The 21,125-nt window shown below is 42.7% G+C and carries 18 protein-coding genes; 14 read left to right on the forward strand and 4 right to left on the reverse strand.

What is annotated here, in order from left to right; all coding sequences use genetic code 11:
* Positions 1-14: 14 nt before the first annotated feature.
* The 6 genes from asnS (at position 15) to arcA (ending at position 5,833) form a co-directional block, all read left to right on the forward strand.
* The gene (gene asnS, locus BMX79_RS07565; RefSeq protein ID WP_091481050.1) at positions 15-1,310 is read left to right on the forward strand and encodes an asparagine--tRNA ligase; all 1,296 of its coding nucleotides are present in this window, start codon (positions 15-17) and stop codon (positions 1,308-1,310) included.
* 102 nt (positions 1,311-1,412) lie between these two features.
* Positions 1,413-2,126, forward strand: coding sequence for a DnaD domain-containing protein (locus BMX79_RS07570; protein ID WP_091481054.1), 714 nt, complete (start codon positions 1,413-1,415; stop codon positions 2,124-2,126).
* A 34-nt stretch (positions 2,127-2,160) separates the two neighbouring features.
* Positions 2,161-2,799, forward strand: coding sequence for an endonuclease III (gene nth / locus BMX79_RS07575; RefSeq protein WP_091481057.1), 639 nt, complete (start codon positions 2,161-2,163; stop codon positions 2,797-2,799).
* A gap of 121 nt (positions 2,800-2,920) precedes the next feature.
* Complete coding sequence (locus BMX79_RS07580; protein ID WP_091481059.1) at positions 2,921-4,177, forward strand: aspartate aminotransferase type Ic; 1,257 nt, start codon at positions 2,921-2,923, stop codon at positions 4,175-4,177.
* Between the two features lie 12 nt (positions 4,178-4,189).
* Positions 4,190-4,495 carry a YtxH domain-containing protein gene (locus BMX79_RS07585; protein WP_091481062.1) on the forward strand — a complete coding sequence of 102 codons (306 nt, stop codon included), beginning with the start codon at positions 4,190-4,192 and terminating at the stop codon, positions 4,493-4,495.
* 102 nt (positions 4,496-4,597) lie between these two features.
* Positions 4,598-5,833: an arginine deiminase gene (gene arcA / locus BMX79_RS07590; protein ID WP_091481065.1), complete on the forward strand. Its 1,236-nt coding sequence runs from the start codon at positions 4,598-4,600 to the stop codon at positions 5,831-5,833.
* A gap of 94 nt (positions 5,834-5,927) precedes the next feature.
* Here the strand turns inward: arcA and BMX79_RS07595 are convergent, their stop codons facing one another.
* Positions 5,928-6,356: a DUF2188 domain-containing protein gene (locus BMX79_RS07595; protein ID WP_091481068.1), complete on the reverse strand. Its 429-nt coding sequence runs from the start codon at positions 6,354-6,356 to the stop codon at positions 5,928-5,930.
* Between the two features lie 88 nt (positions 6,357-6,444).
* Between BMX79_RS07595 and BMX79_RS07600 the strand changes: the two genes are divergently transcribed.
* The 4 genes from BMX79_RS07600 (at position 6,445) to trmL (ending at position 10,375) form a co-directional block, all read left to right on the forward strand.
* Positions 6,445-7,290 carry a methyltransferase domain-containing protein gene (locus BMX79_RS07600; protein WP_091481071.1) on the forward strand — a complete coding sequence of 282 codons (846 nt, stop codon included), beginning with the start codon at positions 6,445-6,447 and terminating at the stop codon, positions 7,288-7,290.
* Between the two features lie 324 nt (positions 7,291-7,614).
* The gene (locus tag BMX79_RS07605; RefSeq protein WP_091481073.1) at positions 7,615-8,634 is read left to right on the forward strand and encodes a D-alanine--D-alanine ligase family protein; all 1,020 of its coding nucleotides are present in this window, start codon (positions 7,615-7,617) and stop codon (positions 8,632-8,634) included.
* A 50-nt stretch (positions 8,635-8,684) separates the two neighbouring features.
* Positions 8,685-9,869 carry a tRNA epoxyqueuosine(34) reductase QueG gene (gene queG / locus BMX79_RS07610; RefSeq protein ID WP_091481076.1) on the forward strand — a complete coding sequence of 395 codons (1,185 nt, stop codon included), beginning with the start codon at positions 8,685-8,687 and terminating at the stop codon, positions 9,867-9,869.
* Positions 9,866-10,375 (forward strand): tRNA (uridine(34)/cytosine(34)/5-carboxymethylaminomethyluridine(34)-2'-O)-methyltransferase TrmL, encoded by a 510-nt coding sequence (gene trmL / locus BMX79_RS07615; protein WP_091481079.1) that lies wholly within the window; start codon positions 9,866-9,868, stop codon positions 10,373-10,375. The genes queG and trmL overlap by 4 nt, the downstream gene beginning before the upstream one ends.
* Positions 10,376-10,758: 383 nt before the next feature.
* On the opposite strand, the gene argS is transcribed toward trmL, so the two are convergent.
* The gene (argS, locus tag BMX79_RS07620) at positions 10,759-12,453 is read right to left on the reverse strand and encodes an arginine--tRNA ligase (RefSeq protein ID WP_091481083.1); all 1,695 of its coding nucleotides are present in this window, start codon (positions 12,451-12,453) and stop codon (positions 10,759-10,761) included.
* A gap of 308 nt (positions 12,454-12,761) precedes the next feature.
* Here argS and argR point away from each other — a divergent pair, with 308 nt between their 5' ends.
* Positions 12,762-13,223, forward strand: coding sequence for an arginine repressor (gene argR, locus BMX79_RS07625; protein WP_091481086.1), 462 nt, complete (start codon positions 12,762-12,764; stop codon positions 13,221-13,223).
* Positions 13,224-13,407: 184 nt separating this feature from the next.
* Positions 13,408-14,925 carry a phosphohexomutase domain-containing protein gene (locus tag BMX79_RS07630; protein ID WP_091481090.1) on the forward strand — a complete coding sequence of 506 codons (1,518 nt, stop codon included), beginning with the start codon at positions 13,408-13,410 and terminating at the stop codon, positions 14,923-14,925.
* 57 nt (positions 14,926-14,982) lie between these two features.
* On the opposite strand, the gene zwf is transcribed toward BMX79_RS07630, so the two are convergent.
* Positions 14,983-16,437 (reverse strand): glucose-6-phosphate dehydrogenase, encoded by a 1,455-nt coding sequence (gene zwf / locus BMX79_RS07635; protein WP_091481093.1) that lies wholly within the window; start codon positions 16,435-16,437, stop codon positions 14,983-14,985.
* A gap of 187 nt (positions 16,438-16,624) precedes the next feature.
* Here zwf and BMX79_RS07640 point away from each other — a divergent pair, with 187 nt between their 5' ends.
* Positions 16,625-18,082 (forward strand): aldehyde dehydrogenase family protein, encoded by a 1,458-nt coding sequence (locus BMX79_RS07640; protein WP_091481095.1) that lies wholly within the window; start codon positions 16,625-16,627, stop codon positions 18,080-18,082.
* Between the two features lie 260 nt (positions 18,083-18,342).
* Positions 18,343-19,668 (forward strand): DEAD/DEAH box helicase, encoded by a 1,326-nt coding sequence (locus BMX79_RS07645; protein WP_091481098.1) that lies wholly within the window; start codon positions 18,343-18,345, stop codon positions 19,666-19,668.
* Positions 19,669-20,290: 622 nt separating this feature from the next.
* Here the strand turns inward: BMX79_RS07645 and BMX79_RS07650 are convergent.
* Positions 20,291-21,082, reverse strand: a complete 792-nt coding sequence (locus BMX79_RS07650) for a DUF1189 domain-containing protein (RefSeq protein ID WP_091481100.1) — start codon at positions 21,080-21,082, stop codon at positions 20,291-20,293.
* Positions 21,083-21,125: the final 43 nt, after the last annotated feature.

Here is a 21,125-nt window from a genome sequence, read left to right on the forward strand (position 1 = left end):
AGGGAATTATTTACGTGAAGAAGATACAGATAATAGAAGCTAGTAAACATGTCGGAGAAAAAGTAAGAATCGGGGCATGGATCGCCAATAAACGTTCAAGCGGGAAAATCGCCTTTCTGAATTTACGTGACGGATCAGCCTTTTTCCAAGGGGTCGTCGTTAAAAGTGAAGTTTCCGAAGAGGTTTTTCAGACTGCTAAAAACATTACGCAGGAAAGCTCTGTCTGGGTTGAAGGAACGATTCAGGAAGACACCCGTTCTAAATTCGGCTATGAAATACACGTCGACAGCCTGGAAGTAATCGGCGAGTCAGTCGATTATCCGATCACGCCAAAAGAACACGGTACCGAGTTTCTTATGGACAACCGTCATTTATGGCTGCGATCTTCAAAGCAGCATGCCGTGATGCAGGTCAGAAATGAAATCATACGTGCAACTTATGAGTTTTACAATAAAGAAGGCTTTACTAAAATCGATCCGCCTATCCTGACAGGTAGTGCGGCAGAAAACACGACTGAACTGTTCCATACAGAATACTTCGATAGAGATGCCTTCCTGTCTCAAAGTGGACAGCTGTATATGGAAGCAGGAGCTATGGCTCTTGGTAAAGTCTTTTCATTCGGTCCGACTTTCCGGGCTGAAAAATCCAAGACTCGTCGTCACCTGATTGAATTCTGGATGATCGAACCTGAAATGGCCTTTATGGATCAGGACGATTCTCTTGAAATTCAGGAAAAATATGTCGCGTATCTTGTACAGAGTGTCCTGGATAACTGTGATCACGCTCTGGATGTTCTTGAACGTGATAAAGACCTGCTTAGAAAATATACATCTCTACCTTATCCAAGAATTTCTTATGATGAAGCAATTGAGCTGCTGAATAAGAATGACTTCGATGTGACTTGGGGTGAAGACTTCGGATCACCAGAAGAGACCTTTATCGCTGAACAATTCGATAAGCCTGTCTTTATCCTGAACTATCCGAAAGCGATCAAGCCATTTTACATGAAACCTCATCCGACTCGTGAAGACATCGTCTTATGTGCAGATCTTATTGCTCCTGAAGGCTATGGTGAAATCATTGGTGGATCTCAGCGTGAAGATGACTATGATGCCCTTCGTAAGCAGCTTGAAGCGTTCGACCTGGACGTCAGCGAGTATGAATGGTATCTGGATCTTCGTAAATACGGTAGTGTCCCGCATTCCGGTTTCGGACTGGGACTTGAACGTACGGTAACCTGGATCAGTGGAACGGAACATATCCGTGAAGCTATTCCGTTCCCACGTCTCTTGAACCGTATTTATCCATAAGCAGCAGTGACCGCAATAAAAAGGATTGGGCATTTTACCCAGTCCTTTTTTTAAATAATGAACCTCATTGATTGTGAGGAAAAGTTAGAAAGGAGCCGAAATATGGCTGAAGACCTTATAAAGTGGATAAAAGCCGGTCAGACACTTATCCCTAATCCATTGCTGATGCATTATAAAGATCTGGGACTGACAAATACTGATCTGGTTGTTCTCATTCAGCTTCTTTCTCTAGTTGAAAACGGCCAGCGCTTTCCTGACAGTCAACTGCTTGCAGAGCGACTGGATGTATCAAGGGAAGAAGCATACAAAGCAATTCACCAGCTGATGACTAAGAAAATTATTACAATAGAGACCAGCATAAATGAAGAAGGAAAGACCCAGGACGAATTCTCATTTGATCTGTTATACGAAAAACTTGTTTACTTGCAGGAAGAACAGTTGAAAACTGTGAAGAAAGAAAAAGAAGAGCTGTCTTCCAAAGATCTTTACCGTTTGTTTGAAGAAGAATTCGGCAGAGGATTGTCCGCAATAGAAATTCAGACCCTTGATATGTGGCTGAACGAAGATGATTATCCAATCGAACTGATTGAAGCTGCATTACGTGAAGCTGTCCTGAGTCAAGTTTACAGTCTGAAGTATATCGACAGGATCCTGCTGACATGGGAGAAGAAAAACATTCGCACGAAAGCCCAGGTTGAAAAAGAGTCGAAACGGCACAGACAGAATCAGTCTGACAAATCCTCAGATAGTGAGAAGGATGAAGAAGATAAACCCGTGCCGATGTATAACTGGCTTAAAAATAATGACGATGCTTAAGGACCTGACGACAGAATAAGGAGAGAATGCCGGAATGAAAGAACCTGAATTACTGAATGCGACTGAAACGACTAAATTGATCGAGGCTATGGGTGAACTGTATCCAGATGCGAAAGCTGAACTGAGCCATAAGAATGCTTTCGAATTATTGATAGCTGTCATATTGAGTGCACAGACAACTGATGTAGGAGTAAACAAAGTGACTCCCCAGCTGTTTGAAGCCTATCCGAATCCCGAAGCGATGATGGAAGCTGAAGTGGAAGAAATCATGGACAAAATTAAGACGATTGGACTATACCGCAATAAAGCTAAGTTTCTAAAGAAATGTGCTGAAGACTTGGTCGTCCGCTTTAACGGTGAAGTGCCGAGGACACATAAGGAGCTTGAAAGTCTGGCTGGCGTCGGCAGAAAAACGGCCAATGTCGTTATGAGTGTGGCCTTTGATGAACCGGCTATTGCTGTCGATACGCATGTCGAACGTATCAGTAAACGATTCAATATCTGCTCTCCAAAAGCGACAGTCAAACAGGTCGAAGAAACCTTGATGGAAAAACTCCCGAGAGAGCTATGGAGTATTGCTCATCACCGGATGATTTTTTTCGGCAGATATCAGTGTCCGGCACGTGCGCATGATCATGATGAATGTTTGCGAAAAGTCTCGGAAGTTATGTAGAGAACGGGTCAGAACAGCTTCTGAATTGATGAATCGTTTTCAAATTCACTTATGATAAGGTATAATAATGACTAGCTAATCTGCTTTGTACCGAGTGCAGGGCAACGAGAGGAGAAATGTCATGTCTATTGAAGAAATAAGTGAACGTCTGGAGCAGTTGAGATCACAGTATGCTCTGTATAAAAATCGACCTTTTGACATAACCATTGCCAGAGGAATTCCATCAACAGAACAGTTGAAACTGTCTGAAGCTTTATTAAATGAAACACGCATCGAAAACTGGTATAGTGAAGATGAACTAGACATAAGAAACTATGGTGGACTCTTTGGTTTAAAAGAAGCCAGAGAACTTTTCGGTGAACTGTTGAACACACAGGTAGAGGAAACGTTTGTCGGAGGCAATTCCAGTCTTCAGATGATGTATGCAACCCTTGTGCACTTTATGTTCACTGCCAAGAACCCATGGTCAAGAGGAGACAAGGTCAAATTTATCTGTCCGAGTCCAGGATACGACCGCCACTGGTTCATGCTGGATCATCTAGGTATCGAAATGATCCCGGTTGAACTGACAGGTCAGGGTCCAGATATGGAAGCCGTTGAGAAACTGGTCGCACAGGATCCAGCTATAAAAGGGATGTTTGTAGTGCCTACATACAATAACCCGACTGGAGAAACGATTTCAGATGAGTCTGTCACCCGTCTGGCGAATATGTTTACAGCTTACGAGGATTTCATTATTCTCTGGGACAATGCGTATGTCGTTCACCATTTGACTGATGATAAAAAAGAAGCTGCAGATCTCCTTAAAGCATGTAAAGAAGCCGGAAATGAGAATCGGGTGATTCAGTATGTGTCAACATCTAAAATGACGCTTCCTGGTTCTGGTGTAGCGGCTATGGGTGCATCAGAAGCACGCATCAATGAGCTGGCTCTGGAGTTCAGCAAGCAGATCATCAGTTTTGATAAAATCAATCAGATGCGTCATGTCCTGTTTCTTAAAGACCGTGAAACCATCGAGCACCACATGGAAAAGCATGCTGAGATTCTTTCACCTAAATTTGACTGGGTCGATGCAATTCTTTCCGCATACTTTTCCGGAGACCGGTCCGCGTTTGTTCAGTGGACCAAACCTGAAGGCGGCTATTTCATTCATCTGACTACACAGGACGGGTGCGCAACGGATATCGTTGAAAAAATGAAGGCAATTGGGATCGAACTGACTCCTGCCAATGCTGCATATCCGTATGGTGTCAATCCAAAGGATAACAGCATCAGACTGGCTCCGAGCTTTGCCAAACTGGATGATCTGGAAATTGCAATGGAAGCATTGTGTACCTGCATAGAACTTGTGTCACTGGAAAAATCACTTACTAACTAGGAGGAAAACAGCATGTCAAAAGGCAGTTTCGGAATAGGAATGGCTTTGGGTGCCTTAGCTGGAGCAGCAGCAGCTTATCTTTTTGCCCCACAGTCAGGAGAAGACTTTCAGAGACAACTGAAATCAAAGGCTCAGGAAACTAAAAGCAAAGCAGTCGTTCATCTTGATGACGCATTGATGGAGACAGAGATGTGGCTTGAACAGAAAATGGCTGAAGATGATAGTTATAATGAACCGATCCGCTACGAACGCAAACCTGAAAACGTAGCTCCCGCACCAGACTATACAGAATCACCAGATGTATTTATAGAAGAATAAGAATGAAGGGGAGAAGAGCAATCTTTTCTCTTTCCATTTGCATTAAAATGAATATTTATACGTTATTTTAAATATCTATACTAATTTTATCAGGAGGACATTATGTCAAGATTATTTAATATCAACTCAGAGATCGATCCGCTGAAATCCGTTCTTTTAAAACGTCCAGGACGGGAAGTGGAAAATCTTATTCCTTCTACTATGGAAGACTTGCTCTTTGATGACATCCCTTATCTACCGATCATACAGGAGGAACATGATGCATTTGCAGAAGCCTTGAAGGACAATGGATCTGAAGTTGTTTACTTGGAAGAACTAGTGGCGGAAGCCCTTGATGCGCATCAGGGGCATCAGACTTTAGTTGATCAGATGATCAGTGAGTCGGGCATATACATCAAGGATGTGAAAGATGCATTGTCAGACTACCTGCTGTCTATGGATACGAAAGACATGGTCGACACACTGATGGCCGGAATCAGAACGGACAAGCTTGACATTCAATCGCGTTCACTTGCCTGGCTGACCGATCGGCAGGATCAGGATCTGTTTCTCATGCAGCCCATGCCTAACCTTTACTATACGAGAGATATTGCCTCAACCTTAGGCAAAGGCATGTCCATCAACAAAATGACCTACGAAGCCCGAAAAAGAGAATCACTGTTTATGGAAACGATCGCTAGATATCATCCAGATTTTAAAGGGGATCAGCTGCCGCTTTGGCGTGACCGAAATTCCGAAACGACCATCGAAGGTGGAGATATCCTAGTTTTAAGTGAGGATGTCCTTGCCATAGGTGTCTCTCAGCGCACATCAGGTCGTGCCATCGAAGAACTGGCTCATTCACTTTTTGACAAGCAGGATAAGTTCAGAAAAATCCTTGCAATCGAAATTCCGCACGTCAGAGCAATGATGCACCTGGACACAGTATTTACTATGGTGGATAAAGATGCGTTCACTATACATCCAGGCATACAGGATCTTGATGAAAAAATGTCAATCTATATGCTGGAACCGTCTAAGGTGGAAGGTCAGATCAAAGTCACACATCACACAGATTTAACTGACGTCCTGAAAGATGTCCTGAATATGCCAGAAATCAACTTGATCCCATGTGGGGGAGGAGACCCGATTGCTGCTCCGAGAGAACAGTGGAACGATGGCTCAAATACTTTAGCCATCAAACCAGGTGTGGTTATCACTTATAACCGTAACTACGTCTCTAACGAACTGCTGCGTAAAAATGGAATTAAAGTGATCGAAATCCCTTCAAGTGAGCTGTCCCGCGGTCGAGGGGGGCCACGATGCATGAGTATGCCGCTTCTTCGTGAAGCAGACTAAGATAAGCTCGTAAATTAAATTATGAAAAAAGCACCTGATCACTGCAGGCAATATCCTGCGTGGTTCAGGTGCTTCTTTGTATGATTCAAAACCATTACTGACGTTTCCCGTCTTTTGTAAAGGTAATGACGTTAGAATCTTTATTATCTGCGATTTCTTTGGCCCTTTTAACTGCTTCATCTTTACTATCGAATGTTGAGTCCGAGCGTTTGGCGTCTTTCGTGCGCACCTTCCATTCCTCTTCTTCAAAGTAGACCAGAACATCGTTGTCCAGCAGATCTTCATTCGTTGTATCGTCATGCTGATCCTGCTTGTCCGGAGCATCACTGTACTTGAAGGAGCGGATCTCATCTTCTGAAGCATTATCAGCCCATTCTTTGGCCTGTTCTGTGGCGATAGGAATTGCCCGACCTTCTTCGTACCCGTTATCAAGCAGGGCATTGGCTATATCGATGGCTTTCTTCTTGACCACGTGGTCAAGGTTCTTGAGTGAATCAGGGTAATCATTTAAATCCCATGGCATTTATGAATCATCCTTTCATCTTTGTTACTTTCGTTATATCATGATAAAGAGAAAAGGTCTATCGAAAGCATTTGAAAAGAGGCATGACATGTTAAAGAAAATAGATAAAGCACAGTTGTTTCTTGAAGATCATCTTCATTTGTTTCAATGTCCGGTATGCAGCCAGGCATTTGAATCGGTTGAAAATCATCAGGTATTCTGTCGGGGTGGGCATCAGTTTGATCTCTCAAAAAAAGGCACGTTATTTTTACTGCAGAAAAGTGTTCCTTCCGAGTATTCAAGAGATATGCTTCTGGCTAGACAGAGACTGGCTGAGAGCGGCCTGTGGACGACGTTGCTTGATAAGATCCAGTCACTGATCAAGCACCCTGAAGGCGTTCTTTTAGATATCGGCTGCGGTGAAGGCTCACATAGTGCCTATCTGAAGAAAAAGGGGCACAATGGACCGATTATCGGCTTTGATATTTCAAAGGAAGGAATCAACTTAGCGGCCGCCAGTCATGAAGACATATTCTTTCTGACTGCCGATCTGGCTCGTTCTCCCTTTGCTTCACTCCAGTATGATACGCTTTTAAATATTTTGTCTCCATCCAATTACAGCGAATTTGACAGACTGCTGAAAAAAGATGGGCAGGTCATCAAAGTCGTCCCAAATCCAGGATACCTCAAAGAATTGCGATCATTACAAAAAGAATCGAAACAGTCCTATTCAAATGCTCAGGTTGTAGAAAAATTTGAAGAACATTACTCAACTGTCCGAAAAGTGTCAGTTAAGTACACCTTTCATCTGCCTGACGAACTGGTAGAGGACTTTGTACACATGACCCCTCTTGGCTGGCATATCAAGGAGGACTTTGATAATATACGAACAAAGTTGAAAGAAATTACAGTGGATTTACTGATCCTGATAGGTGAATCGGAGGATTCAGCATAAAATTGACAATTATACATTAGAATTGTCACGATTTAGAAGGATTTATTTGGCACATAGCCTTGTGTTTTTATACAAGAGATGCTAATATGTACTTCATAAGCTAATTTGGTTCATTGGTTTTTATCAGTCAACCCATCAGAAGCTGATAAAAAAACGTGAATTTTCAATGGCTTCATCAACGTATCGTTTCGCAGTGCTTGACACCGAGGCGATACGTTTTTTTTGCGCAGAAAAATGCTCAACTCGATAAATCTCACTTAAAACATTACTATGTCTGAAGGTCATGGTGTATAATACATAGAGACGTTATAGGAGGAGTTAATTATGAATATTGTAGTGCTAGCCGGCGGTTACAGCCATGAAAGAGAAGTATCATTAAGTTCTGGAAGTCTGATTGCCAATGCTCTAATGGAAAACGGGCACCAGGTGATTATGCTGGATCTGTATTTTGGAACCAGTGAAGCAGCAACATTCGAAGAAGCATACGAAAAATTAAACAAAGATAAATATGAATATAAAGTCAGAAAGCAGATTCCTGACCTTGATGCGTTGAAAGCTCAGAAAGAAAAGCCGAATGAAATGATTGGAGAAAATATCATTCCGATCTGTCAGTCCGCAGATCTCGTTTTCCTATCTCTACACGGGGAGCTGGGCGAAAACGGTCAGCTTCAGGCAGTATTTGACTTGTATGACATTACTTACACAGGAACCGGATACTTAGGCAGTGCCATTGCCATGAACAAGATCCTTTCTAAAGAAATCATGTCGGCACAAGGCATTCTGACGCCTGAATGGGAAGTGCTTGAACAGTCAGATGAACCGACCAGTGCTGTCCCTTGTGTGGTCAAACCAAATGCCAGCGGATCGAGTATCGGCGTGTATATCGTTGACAATCAGGAAGACTTGAAACAGGCTGTAAAAGAAGCCAAGAAATACTCTCCATCAGTTCTGATCGAAGAGAAAATCAGCGGTCGGGAATTTTCTGTCGGGGTTCTTGAAGGCAAGGCTTTGCCTGTCATCGAAATCATTCCAAAAACAGGGTTTTATGATTATGAAAATAAGTATCAGGAAGGGGCTACCATCGAGATCTGTCCAGCTGAAGTGGATCCTGTTATTGCTGAGAAAATGCAGGAGACAGCTCTTGAAGTCTTCAAGGCTCTTCGTCTGGAATACTATTCACGCATCGATTTCATGGTGTCTGATGATGGCGGAGTCTACTGTATCGAGGCGAACACACTGCCCGGCATGACGCCTACCAGCTTGTTCCCTCAGGAGGCTGCTGCTTCCGGAATGAGCTACAATGAGCTGTGCAATAAACTGGCGGAAATTGCTGCATCTAAATAAAGAGTGCTGACAATCTATAACTGCAAAGAAGACGAGAGGAGGGATCACGTATGAATCAGCTGCTTAAAGAAAAGATCATTGATAAGGCCGAAGAGCTGGGCATCAACAAGATCGGATTCACGCACGCCGACCCTTTCTATGATCTGGAAGAAAAGCTTCATGCCCAGCAGGAAAAAGGCCATCATTCCGGATTTGAACACCGTGTGATCGAAGAACGGATCTATCCGGAGAAGATTTTTGACCAGCCCAAGTCGATCATTGCGATCGCTCTGGCGTATCCTTCCAAAATGAGAGAAAAGGCGCCACGCGTCAAAGGAGAACGTCGCGGTGAATTTGCCCGTGCATCCTGGGGAAAAGACTATCATTCGATTTTGAAGGATAAAATGGATCAGCTGATCGAGTACATCCGTTCTGAAGCAGAAGGAGACGTCACGTTCAAGCCGATGGTGGATACAGGTGAACTGGTTGATGTAGCAGTGGCTCAGCGTGCCGGTCTTGGGTTCATTGGTCGAAACGGCCTGCTTATCACAAAGGAATACGGCTCATATGTCTATCTCGGTGAAATCATTACGAATATCGCTTTTGAACCGGATAATGAAGTTGATTTCGGATGCGGTGACTGTACTCGCTGTGTGGATGCGTGTCCGACTGATGCTTTACTTGGAGACGGTCGAATGAATGCTCAGCGCTGTCTGTCCTATCAGACACAGACCAAAGGGTATATGCCTAAGGAATATCGGCGAAAAATGGGCCATGTCATTTATGGCTGCGACATCTGTCAGATTGTCTGCCCTTATAATAAGGGGATGGATTCTCATTTCCATGAAGATATGGAGCCTGAACCGTTCAATACGACACCGGAACTCAAACCTCTTCTGACTATTTCAAATAAGGAATTCAAGCAGACGTTCGGAGAAATGGCTGGATCCTGGCGTGGAAAGAAACCGCTCCAGAGAAACGCGATCATCGCTCTAGCCAACTACAGAGACTTCACGGCTGTTCCGGATCTTTTGAATGTGATCGATAATGACCCGAGACCGATGATCCGTGGAACAGCGGCATGGGCCGTTGCCACGATTATCAGCAAGCGGCCGAATGAAGATGTCCTGGCTTTTCTTGAAGAAGCAGTACTCAAGGAAACGGATGAGGAAACCATTACCGAGTTTAACGAAGCAATCGCCGGGCTGAAAGAAAGACTGGACGCAATCGAAAGCAAGAGGAGAGACAAGCATTGACAAACCATATCGCTCTATTTGAACCGCAGATTCCGGCAAATACTGGAAACATTGCCCGTACGTGTGCCGGGACCAATACTGTTCTGCACCTGATCGAACCGCTCGGATTTAAAACAGATGACAAGTATCTGAAAAGAGCAGGTCTGGACTACTGGCATGCTGTAGATATTCATTATCATAAAGACTTGGATGCCTTTATGGCTGAAGTTGGCAACCAGCCTCTTTATCTGATATCAAAATTCGCTGAAAAAGTGTATTCTGACATCGATTTAACTGATACTGATAAAGATCACTATTTTCTGTTTGGAAAGGAAACAACGGGCCTTCCGGAGCCCTTCATGAGGAAGCATGCGGAGAAGTGTCTCCGCATCCCGATGAATGACACACATGTCCGTTCGCTGAATCTGTCGAATACGGCCAATATACTCATTTATGAAGCCTTGAGACAGCAGGACTTTCCTCAACTGGAAAAAGTGCACACCTACAAGAACGATAAACTGAAGTAATATGGGGTGCAGGCTGCTGTCTGTTTACATCCGACTTATGGTCTGAATATAGAGGAAAGGCTGATCTGCGTAGTTCTGCAGGTCAGCCTTTTTACTGTTTTTGAAGAGGGGGGTGGGTAGCTGATGCTTTACCTTTAGCAAAAATAACTCACGAATGAACTATAAATTGTTGATATGAGCTGTTCACTTATTCAAAATAGGGGCGAATGGTTCATAAACCCGAGATATGGCAGATTGGTCACTCTTTTTAAAGCTCGAATGGCTCATAACAAGCTGATATGAACCATTCATGACTCCGCTTAGACACTCAGACGAAATAAAGCCGGCATCGAAGATCCTTAGACCCCCAATGCCGACTTTATCTTTAGATTAAAATTTAATTCTTACATTTCATCTGGTGTTTCGACACCTAAAATTCTTAAGTCTTCTTTCAGAATTTCAGTGATAGCGAAAACTAGAGCCAGTCGCGCGTCTTTTTCAGGATCTTCGTCCAGGACACGGACATTAGCATAGAATTTATTAAATGCCTGAGCCAATTGAATCGCATGCTTGGCAATAATGGATGGCTCATAATTTTCATATGCGCGTCTGACAGTATCAGGGTAGTCATGAAGCAGCTTGACGACTTCCCAGCTGTAGTCATCGCTCAGTGCAAAGGGTTCAGAAGGGGACAGGGACTCCACGCCGGCCTTTCTCAATATACTCATTGCTCGAGCTCTAGTATACTGAACGTAAGGGCCGGTTTCTCCTTCAAACTGGACAACTTCTTCGATCGTAAAGTCAAAATTGTTCAGGCGATCATTTTTTAAGTCGTGGAACACAACTGCTCCGACACCCACTTGTTCAGCGACTGTTTCTTTGTCAGGCAGGTTAGGGTTCTTGTCTTCGATCTGTTGAAGAGCTTGTGCCGTTGCTTCATTAAGCACTTCTTCAAGCAGGACCACTTTTCCTTTACGGGTAGACAATTTCTTGCCGTCTTTTGTGATCAGGCCAAATGGGATATGATGGATCGAATCCGCCCAGTCAAAATCCAGTTCCTTAAGGACTGCCTTAAGCTGTTTAAAGTGGTTGGACTGTTCCTGTCCGACGACGTACAGAGACTGTGAAAAGTCATAATTATCTTTACGGTAAAGAGCAGCAGCCAGGTCACGAGTCATATAAAGCGTAGCGCCATCAGATTTTTTGATGAGCGCCGGATTCAGGTCGTATTTGTCCAGATCGACAATATGCGCACCTTGATCTACTGTAAGCAGCTTATGCTCATCAAGAAGGGAAACAACGTCACTCATCTTATCATTATAGAATGCCTCACCATTATATGAATCAAATGAGATATTCAAACGCTCATACACTTTCTCGAATTCTTTAAGGGACTCTTCTCTAAACCATTTCCATAGGGCAACTGCTTCTTCATTTCCGGATTCAAGTTCTCTGAACCAGGCACGCCCTTCATCTTCAAGAGTCGGATCGTCTTCAGCTTCATCGTGAAATTTGACATATAGTCTTAAAAGTTCTTTAATGGGTTCAGAACGAACATCTTCTTCATTTCCCCATTTTTTATAAGCCGTAATCAGTTTACCGAATTGAGTGCCCCAGTCACCAAGGTGATTGATGCGGATAGGGGAGAAGCCAACTTTAGCCAGAATGTTGGACAAGGCATTTCCGATAACCGTTGAACGCAGATGCCCCATAGACATCGGTTTAGCAATATTTGGAGAGGACATGTCGATAGGCACATTTCCGCCATTACCAATTGACAATTCACCATAGTGTCCTTTCTCTTTTATTACATCATTGATGACAGATTGGGATACTGTCTTCTTATTCAAATAGAAGTTGATATAAGGTCCAATGACTTGTGTACTGGAAATAACAGGAGAGGTGATGCTGTCTCCAAGTTCCTGTGCGATCTGAGCCGGATTTTTTCTGAACAACCTAGCCAGCTGAAAGGCAGGGAAAGCGATGTCACCATGTTCCGCATGTTTAGGTCTTTCAAGTAACCTGTTGATTTCATTCAATTCCATATGATCTTTTAATTCGTTGTGGATTGCTTCCGCAACCAGTTGTCTGTAGTCCAAGGTATAGACCTCCTATTAATAGTGAGCACAAGTGAATAAAGCTCCAGTATTCAAAGCATAAAAAAAGGGCTGAAATTTGAATAATCAAACATCATAGCCGATTCTTAAGTCTAAATGATTAGCACTTGTATTATAGCAAAGCTCATCAATTGTAGCAATACTAACTAAATATGAATAGATTGTGAAACTTCTAATTAAAAAATTGGTATAGTTAAGATGTCACTAATGAAAATGTTCTGAAAATAGGTTATACTAATATTTATAATACGAGCTAATATTTACTAATATTCGGAAATGAGGGATGTCAAGTGAAAAAATCTGAAAGACAGATGTTGATCAAGCAGATCATTTTAAATAATGATATTGCCACGCAGGAAGAGCTCCTTCATCAGCTCCAGGAAAAAGGCGTCAAGGCGACACAGGCGACGATCTCCAGAGACATTAAGGAACTTAACTTGGTCAAGACCAATAGCGCAGCAAATGGAACAAAATACACGATTTATCAGAATAATCAGCTGACCATGGAAGACAAGCTGAATTCTACTATAAAAAGTGTGGTCACCAGTTACGAACGGGTCCAGTTCATGAACATTATAGTGACAATACCTGGGAATGCTCATGTCATCGGAGCATTGATAGATGATATAGAATTCCCTGAAATTGTAGGAACTGTAGCCGGAAATGATACCATCATACTTATTTCCAGAACAAATGAAGATGCTGAAAAGATTTATAATTATTATGACAATCTATTAGCAGACCATTCCTGAAAGGAAAGAGGCAGCAGAGAATAAACCAGATACCCGCTGAAATTAACAGCGTGTTGGTGATGTTTTTGTCATGTCTCTTTTTTTATGAGAAAGTAGGATGCGCTTGCAAAGGATAATAAAACAAATTATAGTAATAGAGAAAACATATAGTTAAAAATAGTACAACTGATTGAGGAGACTGATGATGGATAGAGTTGAATTAATGTCTTTACAGAACGGATCGGATATTCGTGGGTTTGCACTGGATACTGATTTACATAAAAAGAATCTGACAGAGGAGACAGTCAGGCTCATTGCCCGAGGAACAGCTAAGTGGTGGACCGAAAAAACGAATAAACGGTTAGAAAAAACGGTAGTCACCATCGGACACGACAGCCGACTGTCCGGACCGTCGATCAAAGAGTGGCTGACCCATGTATTTACTGATTTGGGTATGACTGTGATCGATGCGGGAATGGCTACGACCCCTGCTTTATTTATGTCTACTCAGTATGATGACTTCAAGTCAGACTTGGGTATCATGATCACCGCTAGTCATTTACCGATGGAATATAACGGACTGAAATTCTTTACTAAAGACGGTGGACTTGAACATGATGATATCACATCTATTCTTAACCTTGCTGATACACCAGAAAATCAGCTTGGTCTAATCGATAAAGGGGAAGTATTGGCTAAAGATCTTTTATCTGTCTATGCTGATGACCTTGTAGGTAAAATTCGTAAGGCATTGGGTGTTGAAGAAACAGCTCGGCCTTTGGATGGCCGTCGTATCATCGTCGATGCAGGAAATGGTGCGGGCGGATTCTTCGCCGATAAAGTGCTCAAGCCCTTAGGAGCAGATACAACAGGAAGCCAGTTCCTTGAACCGGACGGTACATTCCCTAACCATGAATCTAACCCTGATAATAAGGCAGCAATGAAAAGTATTTCTGAAGCCGTGCTGGCTAATGAAGCAGACCTGGGGATCATTTTCGATACAGACGTCGACCGTTCTGCTATTGTAGACAAAAAAGGTCATAGTATTAACAGAAATAATCTTATTGGTCTGATCGGAGCAATCATACTTGAAGAGAATCCGGGTACTACTATCGTAACGAACTCTCCAGTTTCCGATCACCTCATCCAGTTCATTGAATCAAAGGGTGGAAAGATCGATCGTTACATCTCCGGATACCGGAATGTCATCAATCGGGGAATTGAATTGAACGATCAGGGTGTCGACTGTGCCCTGGCAATTGAAACCAGTGGACACGCGGCAATCAGAGAAAATTATTTCCTTGATGATGGGGCTTATCTCGCAGCTAAGATTATTGCTAAAGAAGCTGAATTGTCTCATTCTGGAAGTAGCGTAACCGAGCTGATTCAAGACCTTGATCAGCCGGCAGAAACTGAAGAAATACGCTTTGTCATAGAAACACCGGCCTACAAGGAAGTCGGACCGGATATCCTCGAGCGATTTGCTTTATGGATTAAAGAAACAGATGGATTCAGCCTGGTTGAAGATAATCTGGAAGGAAAGAGAAGTCAGATCAGTGCTCCTTATGGTAAAGGCTGGCTCCTTCTTAGAATGAGTCTGCACGAACCGAAACTGGTCCTTCAGATCGAAAATGATGAGAATAACCGGATACCCGATATCAAGGAAAAACTGAAGACATTCTTTTACAGTATAGAAGACCTCGATACCAGTCGATTGGTCTGAATAAAAAACCGAGTCTCCCGTCAAACTGACAGGAGACTCGGTTTTTTTCTTATATATCTATGCTTTATAAATCCAGTTGTTTCCATCGTTTTCAATTAATGTATCGGCTTCATCAGGACCCATTGTGAGAGCAGGATAAAATGGAATAGAATCAGTATAACTGTCCCATCTTTTTCTGATCTGATCGACATATTTCCATGAAGTCGCCACTTCCTGCCAATGAGCAAAATGCGTTTCATCGCCGTTCAGGACATCAAGAATGAGCTTTTCGTAAGCTTCAGGACTTTCCTCAACTGTTTCTTCTGATCGGACAGCTGATAGTCTGACAGGTTCCAGATGCATGCCGGGACCAATCTGCTTGTTGTTCAGAAGCAGCTCAAAGCCTTCATCCGGGCTGACGAGAATAGAGAGGACTGTCGGCTTATCATCATAAAGAGCCGTTTCTGATGGATTGAATACGACATCAACTCGTGATGTTTTCTGAGCCAGGCGTTTTCCTGTTCGAATATAAACAGGGGTGTCGCGCCATTCATCCGTGTCAATAAATATTTTACCAGCTACGAAGGTTTCCGTCAGGGACTCAGGATCAACTTTGTCTTCACTACGGTAGCCTTTTGTTTCTCCGTTATCAGACGTGTCATATTGTCCTCTCACAAATTCAGTGTCTTCGTCTTGAGTGACAACAGGATCTTTCAATGCATTCAGAATCGCCATTTTTTCTTTTCGAACTTCTACAGTTGTGAAAGATTTAGGGCTGTTCATAGTCAGCAGGCTCACCATCTGAAGCACGTGATTCTGGACCATGTCTCTTAACGCACCACTTTTATCGTAGTATTCTCCGCGTTCTTCTACACCAAGATCCTCACTTAGAGTGATTTGGAAATTAGAAATCGATTCTTTATTCCAGCTGTTTTCAATCAGTCGATTCGAAAAACGAAGGGCCAGTATATTCTGAACCATTTCCTTACCGAGATAGTGATCGATACGGTATAGCTGGTCTTCATCGAAGGATGCATTGATTTCATCATTCAGTTCTTTTGAACTGTCAAAGTCTGAACCAAACGGCTTCTCAATAATGACTCGATTGAAGCCATTATCCGTTACAAGATTCTGCTCTCTAAGATGACTCGTAATTGTACCGAAGAAGCTTGGAGACATGGACAGATAGAAAATACGATTCCCTTCAATGCCGTACTCGTCGTCCAGCTTATCGGCCAGGTCTTTCAGCATATGATAGTGTTCAGTATCTTTAACATTGTGCGATTGATATCTGAAATGACCGGCAAATGTTCTGGCATGTTCTTCTGATTCAGTCAGATCAGAAATGGAATCCATAACGACGTCCTGATAATAGTCATCAGACCATTCACGTCTGGCAGTACCTATGACAGCGAATGATTCACCTAGAAATCCTTTTTTATATAGTTTATATATAGCAGGATACAACTTGCGATGAGCCAAATCGCCTGTCGCTCCGAAGATGATGAATAGTGCTTTCGTTTCTTGAGACATATCGTTCCTCTTTTCTACATGATGATCATGTCTGTTTCATTCTGTTTTCTATTCTACTTTTAATTTTACTATCATTCAACTTTATTATGAAAGATAACGAATCGTCTTACATCAAATCGTATCAGTTGATGTAGTCTGGACAGATAAGATAAGCTTGTATTACAACGAATTCGAAAGGATGAGATAATTGGATAAGTATGACAACCTTAACCTGAACTACATTGATGGGGAATGGGTAGAAGGCAGCAGTGAAGAAGTCATTGAATCAATCGATCCTTATACTGAAGAACTCTATGCGACTGTTCGCGCTGCTTCAGCGGAAGACTTAGACAAGGCTTATGAAAGTGCAAAACGACATCAGAAAGAGTGGGAAGAAGTCAGTCCATTTGAAAAAGCAGGCATCATCCGCAAGGCGATTAAAATCATTGAAGACAGAAAAGAAGAAATTACAGACATATTAGTTAAGGATGCCGGATCAACGATTGCCAAAGCACAACTTGAAATCGATATAGTGATTGCGGTCATGCATCTGTCAGCAGAATTTCCGTTCCAGATGGAGACGATCGTGAATCGATCCATGATCCCAGGTAAGAAGAATTATCTCCAGAGAAAACCAGTGGGCGTCGTAGGCGTCATTGGACCATTCAACTTCCCAATGAACCTGTCCATGCGCTCAGTCGCACCGGCACTCGCCACAGGGAACGCAGTCGTCCTTAAACCAGGTCATCAGACACCTGTCAGTGGCGGTAATATTATCGCCAAGGTATTTGAAGAAGCAGGACTGCCTAAAGGAGTACTCCAGGTCGTGCACCCTAAAATTTCTGAAATTGGTGACGGATTCTATGAGCACCCAGTACCTGATCTGATCTCATTTACAGGATCCACGGGGGTCGGAAAACAAATCGGTGAAGTCTGCGGACGTGAAGTCAAAGAAACAATACTGGAACTGGGTGGAAACAACGCCATGGTTGTGCTTGATGATGCGGACATTGAAACAGCAGTTAAAGGTGCCATTTACGGCCGCTTCATGCATAGTGGTCAGATTTGTATGGCAACGAACCGTATCATCGTTGACGAATCGGTCTATGATGAGTTTGCTGAAAAATTCGTTGAGAAGACAAAAGATCTGAAGCATGGTGATCCGACTCAGGAAGGGACACTGATTGGCCCGCTTATTGATGGCGGCGAAGTCGACCGACTGCTGGACGAGGTTGAAAAAGCCAAGTCAGAAGGTGCAGAAGTCCTTCTTGAAGGAAAACGTGAAGGCAATGTCCTGACGCCGTTCATCCTTAAAGGAACCAATGATATGACGACCGCACAGAACGAAATGTTCGGTCCTGTCGTAACACTCATTCCAGCTAAAGATGAAGCACATGCGCTGGAACTGGCAAATGATACAGATCAGGGACTGAGTGGAGCAGTATCATCAAGCGATGAGAAACGTGCCTTTGCCTTTGCTGAGAAAATGGAAACCGGTATGGTACACATCAACGACCAGAGTGTTAATGACGAGCCATACATCGCATTCGGTGGAGTCAAAGCTTCAGGTCTGGGACGTTTCGGTCGTGAACATTCACTGGACGAATTCACTACGTGGAAATGGATTTCTGTACAGGAAGAACCGAGACAGTATCCCTTTGATTAACAGACAGTAGTGTATAAACTAATTTATTGAATCGATGATCTGGACTGAATCGAGCCTAACTAGCTGCTTGATTCAGTCCGGATTTTTATTTTTGCTGTACTGTTATAAAGAAAAAGGTGGTCTGGCAACTGACTTTCAAGAACTATTTTCAGGAAACCCTTGATTCTATATGTCTTTTGACAGTGATTGTGCGATTTTACTGTGGCTTGAAGCCTCAAGCTTTGGTACAATACATAGAGAACAGAAAAGAGGAATATAATATGACACACCCATTTGATAAATTTAATTTATCGCCTTACCTGATTGAAGCCATCTCAGAAATCGGCTTTAACGAACCCACAGACATTCAAAATAAAGTGATTCCAGAGATTAAAAAAGGAAGAGATATTATCGGACAGTCTCAGACTGGTTCCGGTAAAACGCACGCGTTTTTACTGCCTTTATTTAATAAACTGAACCCAGAGAGAAACACTGTTCAAATTGTAATTACTGCACCAAGTCGTGAACTAGCTGAACAGTTATACAATGCAGCTTCTCAATTAGCAGAACATTCTGAGCAGGAAATCATTGTACAGTCATTTATCGGCGGAACAGATAAAAACCGTCAGATTCAAAAACTCAGCAATAAACAGCCGCATGTAGCGATCGGTACACCTGGTCGCCTGCTGGATATGATTAATGCTAATGCTCTTCTGACACACACAGCCCAATTCATGGTCGTTGATGAAGCGGACATGACTTTAGACATGGGATTCCTGGAAGATGTTGACCAGATTGCCTCTCGTCTGCCTGAAAAAGGACAGATGCTAGTCTTCTCTGCAACTATTCCACAGAAATTGCAGCCCTTCTTGAAAAAATACATGAAGAGTCCATTGATTATTGAAGTAGAAAACGAGCAGGTCATTGCGGATACCGTTGATAACTGGCTGATTTCCACTAAAGGCAAGAACAAAATCGATATGATTTACAACTTGCTGACAATCGGCCAACCGTATCTGGCGCTGGTGTTTGCCAATACGAAAGAACATGTTGATGACATAGCTCATTCGCTTAAGAAAAAAGGCCTGGATGTAGCTGTCATTCACGGAGGCATCTCTTCAAGAGAACGTCGCCGCGTCATGAGACAAGTTCAGAATCTGGATTATCAGTACGTCGTAGCGACCGATCTGGCTGCACGAGGTATCGATATTGAAGGAATCTCACACGTCATCAATGCTGAAGTCCCTCAAGATCTGGATTTCTTCGTTCACCGAGTCGGTAGAACAGGTCGTAATCAGCTTCCAGGTACTGCGATTACTCTTTACGGCCCTGATGACGAGCAGGATATTCAGATTATTGAGAAAAAAGGCATCGAATTCAAGCCTAAGGAAATCAAGAACGGTGAAATCGTCGATTCATACGACCGTAACCGTCGTGACAAGCGTAAGCCTGTAAGTAAAGAAGTCTCCTTCGACCCTGAAATTCACGGCATGAGAAAGAAAGCTAAGAAGAATATTAAACCAGGATACAAGCGGAAGATTGAACGTAAGAAACAGGCGAAAAGACAGCGCGCTAGACGACTTAATCGTCGAAACGATAGCGACTAAATAACTTAGAAGCAGCGAACTCACTTAATCATGGGGGTCGCTGCTTTTTTTTATATATGGGAAATGGACTTTACTGAATGTATACGGTTTTTTCAGTAATTTGTTGAGTGGATTAGTCGTGATCAGTTCTTTATATGGGCAATCGATACATAATATTCCTGATCAAGCTGCCTAGTTACAGTTTAATCTTACTTGATCATTCTAAGATATAATTAGAGCTGCCTCTAACTGCAGTTCCGCTACTTCTGTCATTAAAGAAGTGCCATCAGAAGTATTCTAACGATAGTTTATAGTTTTTTCAGGATGATAACTGCTGGTAGAAGCCTCCTAACAGTAGATATGACATCACGATATCTTTAAACTATAATTAGAGCTGCTCTAGCTATATCTTATTTCTCACTATAGGATATAAGATGCAATTATACTTACTCTACCTGTAGTTCATAGACTAGAGGGTTAGTGCAAATATAATTAGAATCGACTTAACAGTATTTCATCGGTTGGTCTAAAGGTGAAACTCGACCTATAACATCAATTGCAGTCCAAATGACCCTCTAAGGCTAACGAAAAAAAGAGAGGAAGTACCCATAATGGACACTTCCTCTTTATCTTCATTCTTATTTTATCCTTTATTGTCAGGGTCTTTTCGTTTCGGAGCCGCCGCTTTTAAAGAGGTGAACAGGAAGTACAAGGCAAATCCGAGCTTCAGTTCGAAGGCAAAGGGAACGGCCAGACCGATTCCTTCCAAGATAGAAAGCAGGAGTGTCGGGACACTCAGACTGACCAGCGCCATACGTGCGTTCTTTCTGAACTTAAACCGCAGACGGAATAGGGTAACTAGGATATTGGCAAATAGCGATACGATCAGCCATTCATAAAGTAAAACAAAGGCACTTGCAAAATAGGCAATTAAGAATATCAGCACTAAGACAAGAGGAGACAGTCTGCCGATCTGCTGAAAGGTCGTCCGTAGATAAGTATCATCTAATCCATCCAGCTGTTCATAACTGACTGGTAGAGAGCGACCGGTCACATTCATATAAAATTCGTCCTGCATCATACCGATACCAATCGGAACATTGAGTCGTTCCAGGTTAGCGTCGATTTCGCTCGTTTCGATGGCCCCATTTGGATCGAAAAAGAACAGGAACGAATTAGTCTGATGCACATATGTTTCCTGATCAGCTTCTGCCTGAAGCTGGCCATCTTCAATTGTGAAGACTGGTAGGGTCTCTGCTATTTCCGTTCCGTCATCTTGAAGATTGCCCATCACATTAGTAAGAAGTGATGACAAAGACAGGGTTAGAATGAGCGCCAGAAAGGCGAAGTAGCCCAGCACCTGTTTTCTGGTCATGTTTTTTGCCTGTACAAGTTTTTTAGGATTCAAAAATCCAATACGTATATATTCTTTCACATTTTACCTTCCTTATCTTGTATTTCTCATAGAATCAGTGTAC

The sequence above is a fragment of the Alkalibacterium pelagium genome (assembly GCF_900109325.1).
GTDB lineage: Bacteria > Bacillota > Bacilli > Lactobacillales > Carnobacteriaceae_A > Alkalibacterium > Alkalibacterium pelagium.

Excerpts from the sequence above, each read along its gene's own strand:
- BMX79_RS07570 (WP_091481054.1), top strand. The coding sequence starts at position 1,413 with ATGGCTGAAGACCTTATAAAGTGGATAAAAGCCGGTCAGACACTTATC.
- nth (WP_091481057.1), top strand. The coding sequence starts at position 2,161 with ATGAAAGAACCTGAATTACTGAATGCGACTGAAACGACTAAATTGATC.
- BMX79_RS07580 (WP_091481059.1), top strand. The coding sequence starts at position 2,921 with ATGTCTATTGAAGAAATAAGTGAACGTCTGGAGCAGTTGAGATCACAG.
- BMX79_RS07585 (WP_091481062.1), top strand. The coding sequence starts at position 4,190 with ATGTCAAAAGGCAGTTTCGGAATAGGAATGGCTTTGGGTGCCTTAGCT.
- arcA (WP_091481065.1), top strand. The coding sequence starts at position 4,598 with ATGTCAAGATTATTTAATATCAACTCAGAGATCGATCCGCTGAAATCC.
- BMX79_RS07595 (WP_091481068.1), bottom strand. The coding sequence starts at position 6,356 with ATGCCATGGGATTTAAATGATTACCCTGATTCACTCAAGAACCTTGAC.
- BMX79_RS07600 (WP_091481071.1), top strand. The coding sequence starts at position 6,445 with ATGTTAAAGAAAATAGATAAAGCACAGTTGTTTCTTGAAGATCATCTT.
- BMX79_RS07605 (WP_091481073.1), top strand. The coding sequence starts at position 7,615 with ATGAATATTGTAGTGCTAGCCGGCGGTTACAGCCATGAAAGAGAAGTA.
- queG (WP_091481076.1), top strand. The coding sequence starts at position 8,685 with ATGAATCAGCTGCTTAAAGAAAAGATCATTGATAAGGCCGAAGAGCTG.
- BMX79_RS07630 (WP_091481090.1), top strand. The coding sequence starts at position 13,408 with ATGGATAGAGTTGAATTAATGTCTTTACAGAACGGATCGGATATTCGT.
- zwf (WP_091481093.1), bottom strand. The coding sequence starts at position 16,437 with ATGTCTCAAGAAACGAAAGCACTATTCATCATCTTCGGAGCGACAGGC.
- BMX79_RS07645 (WP_091481098.1), top strand. The coding sequence starts at position 18,343 with ATGACACACCCATTTGATAAATTTAATTTATCGCCTTACCTGATTGAA.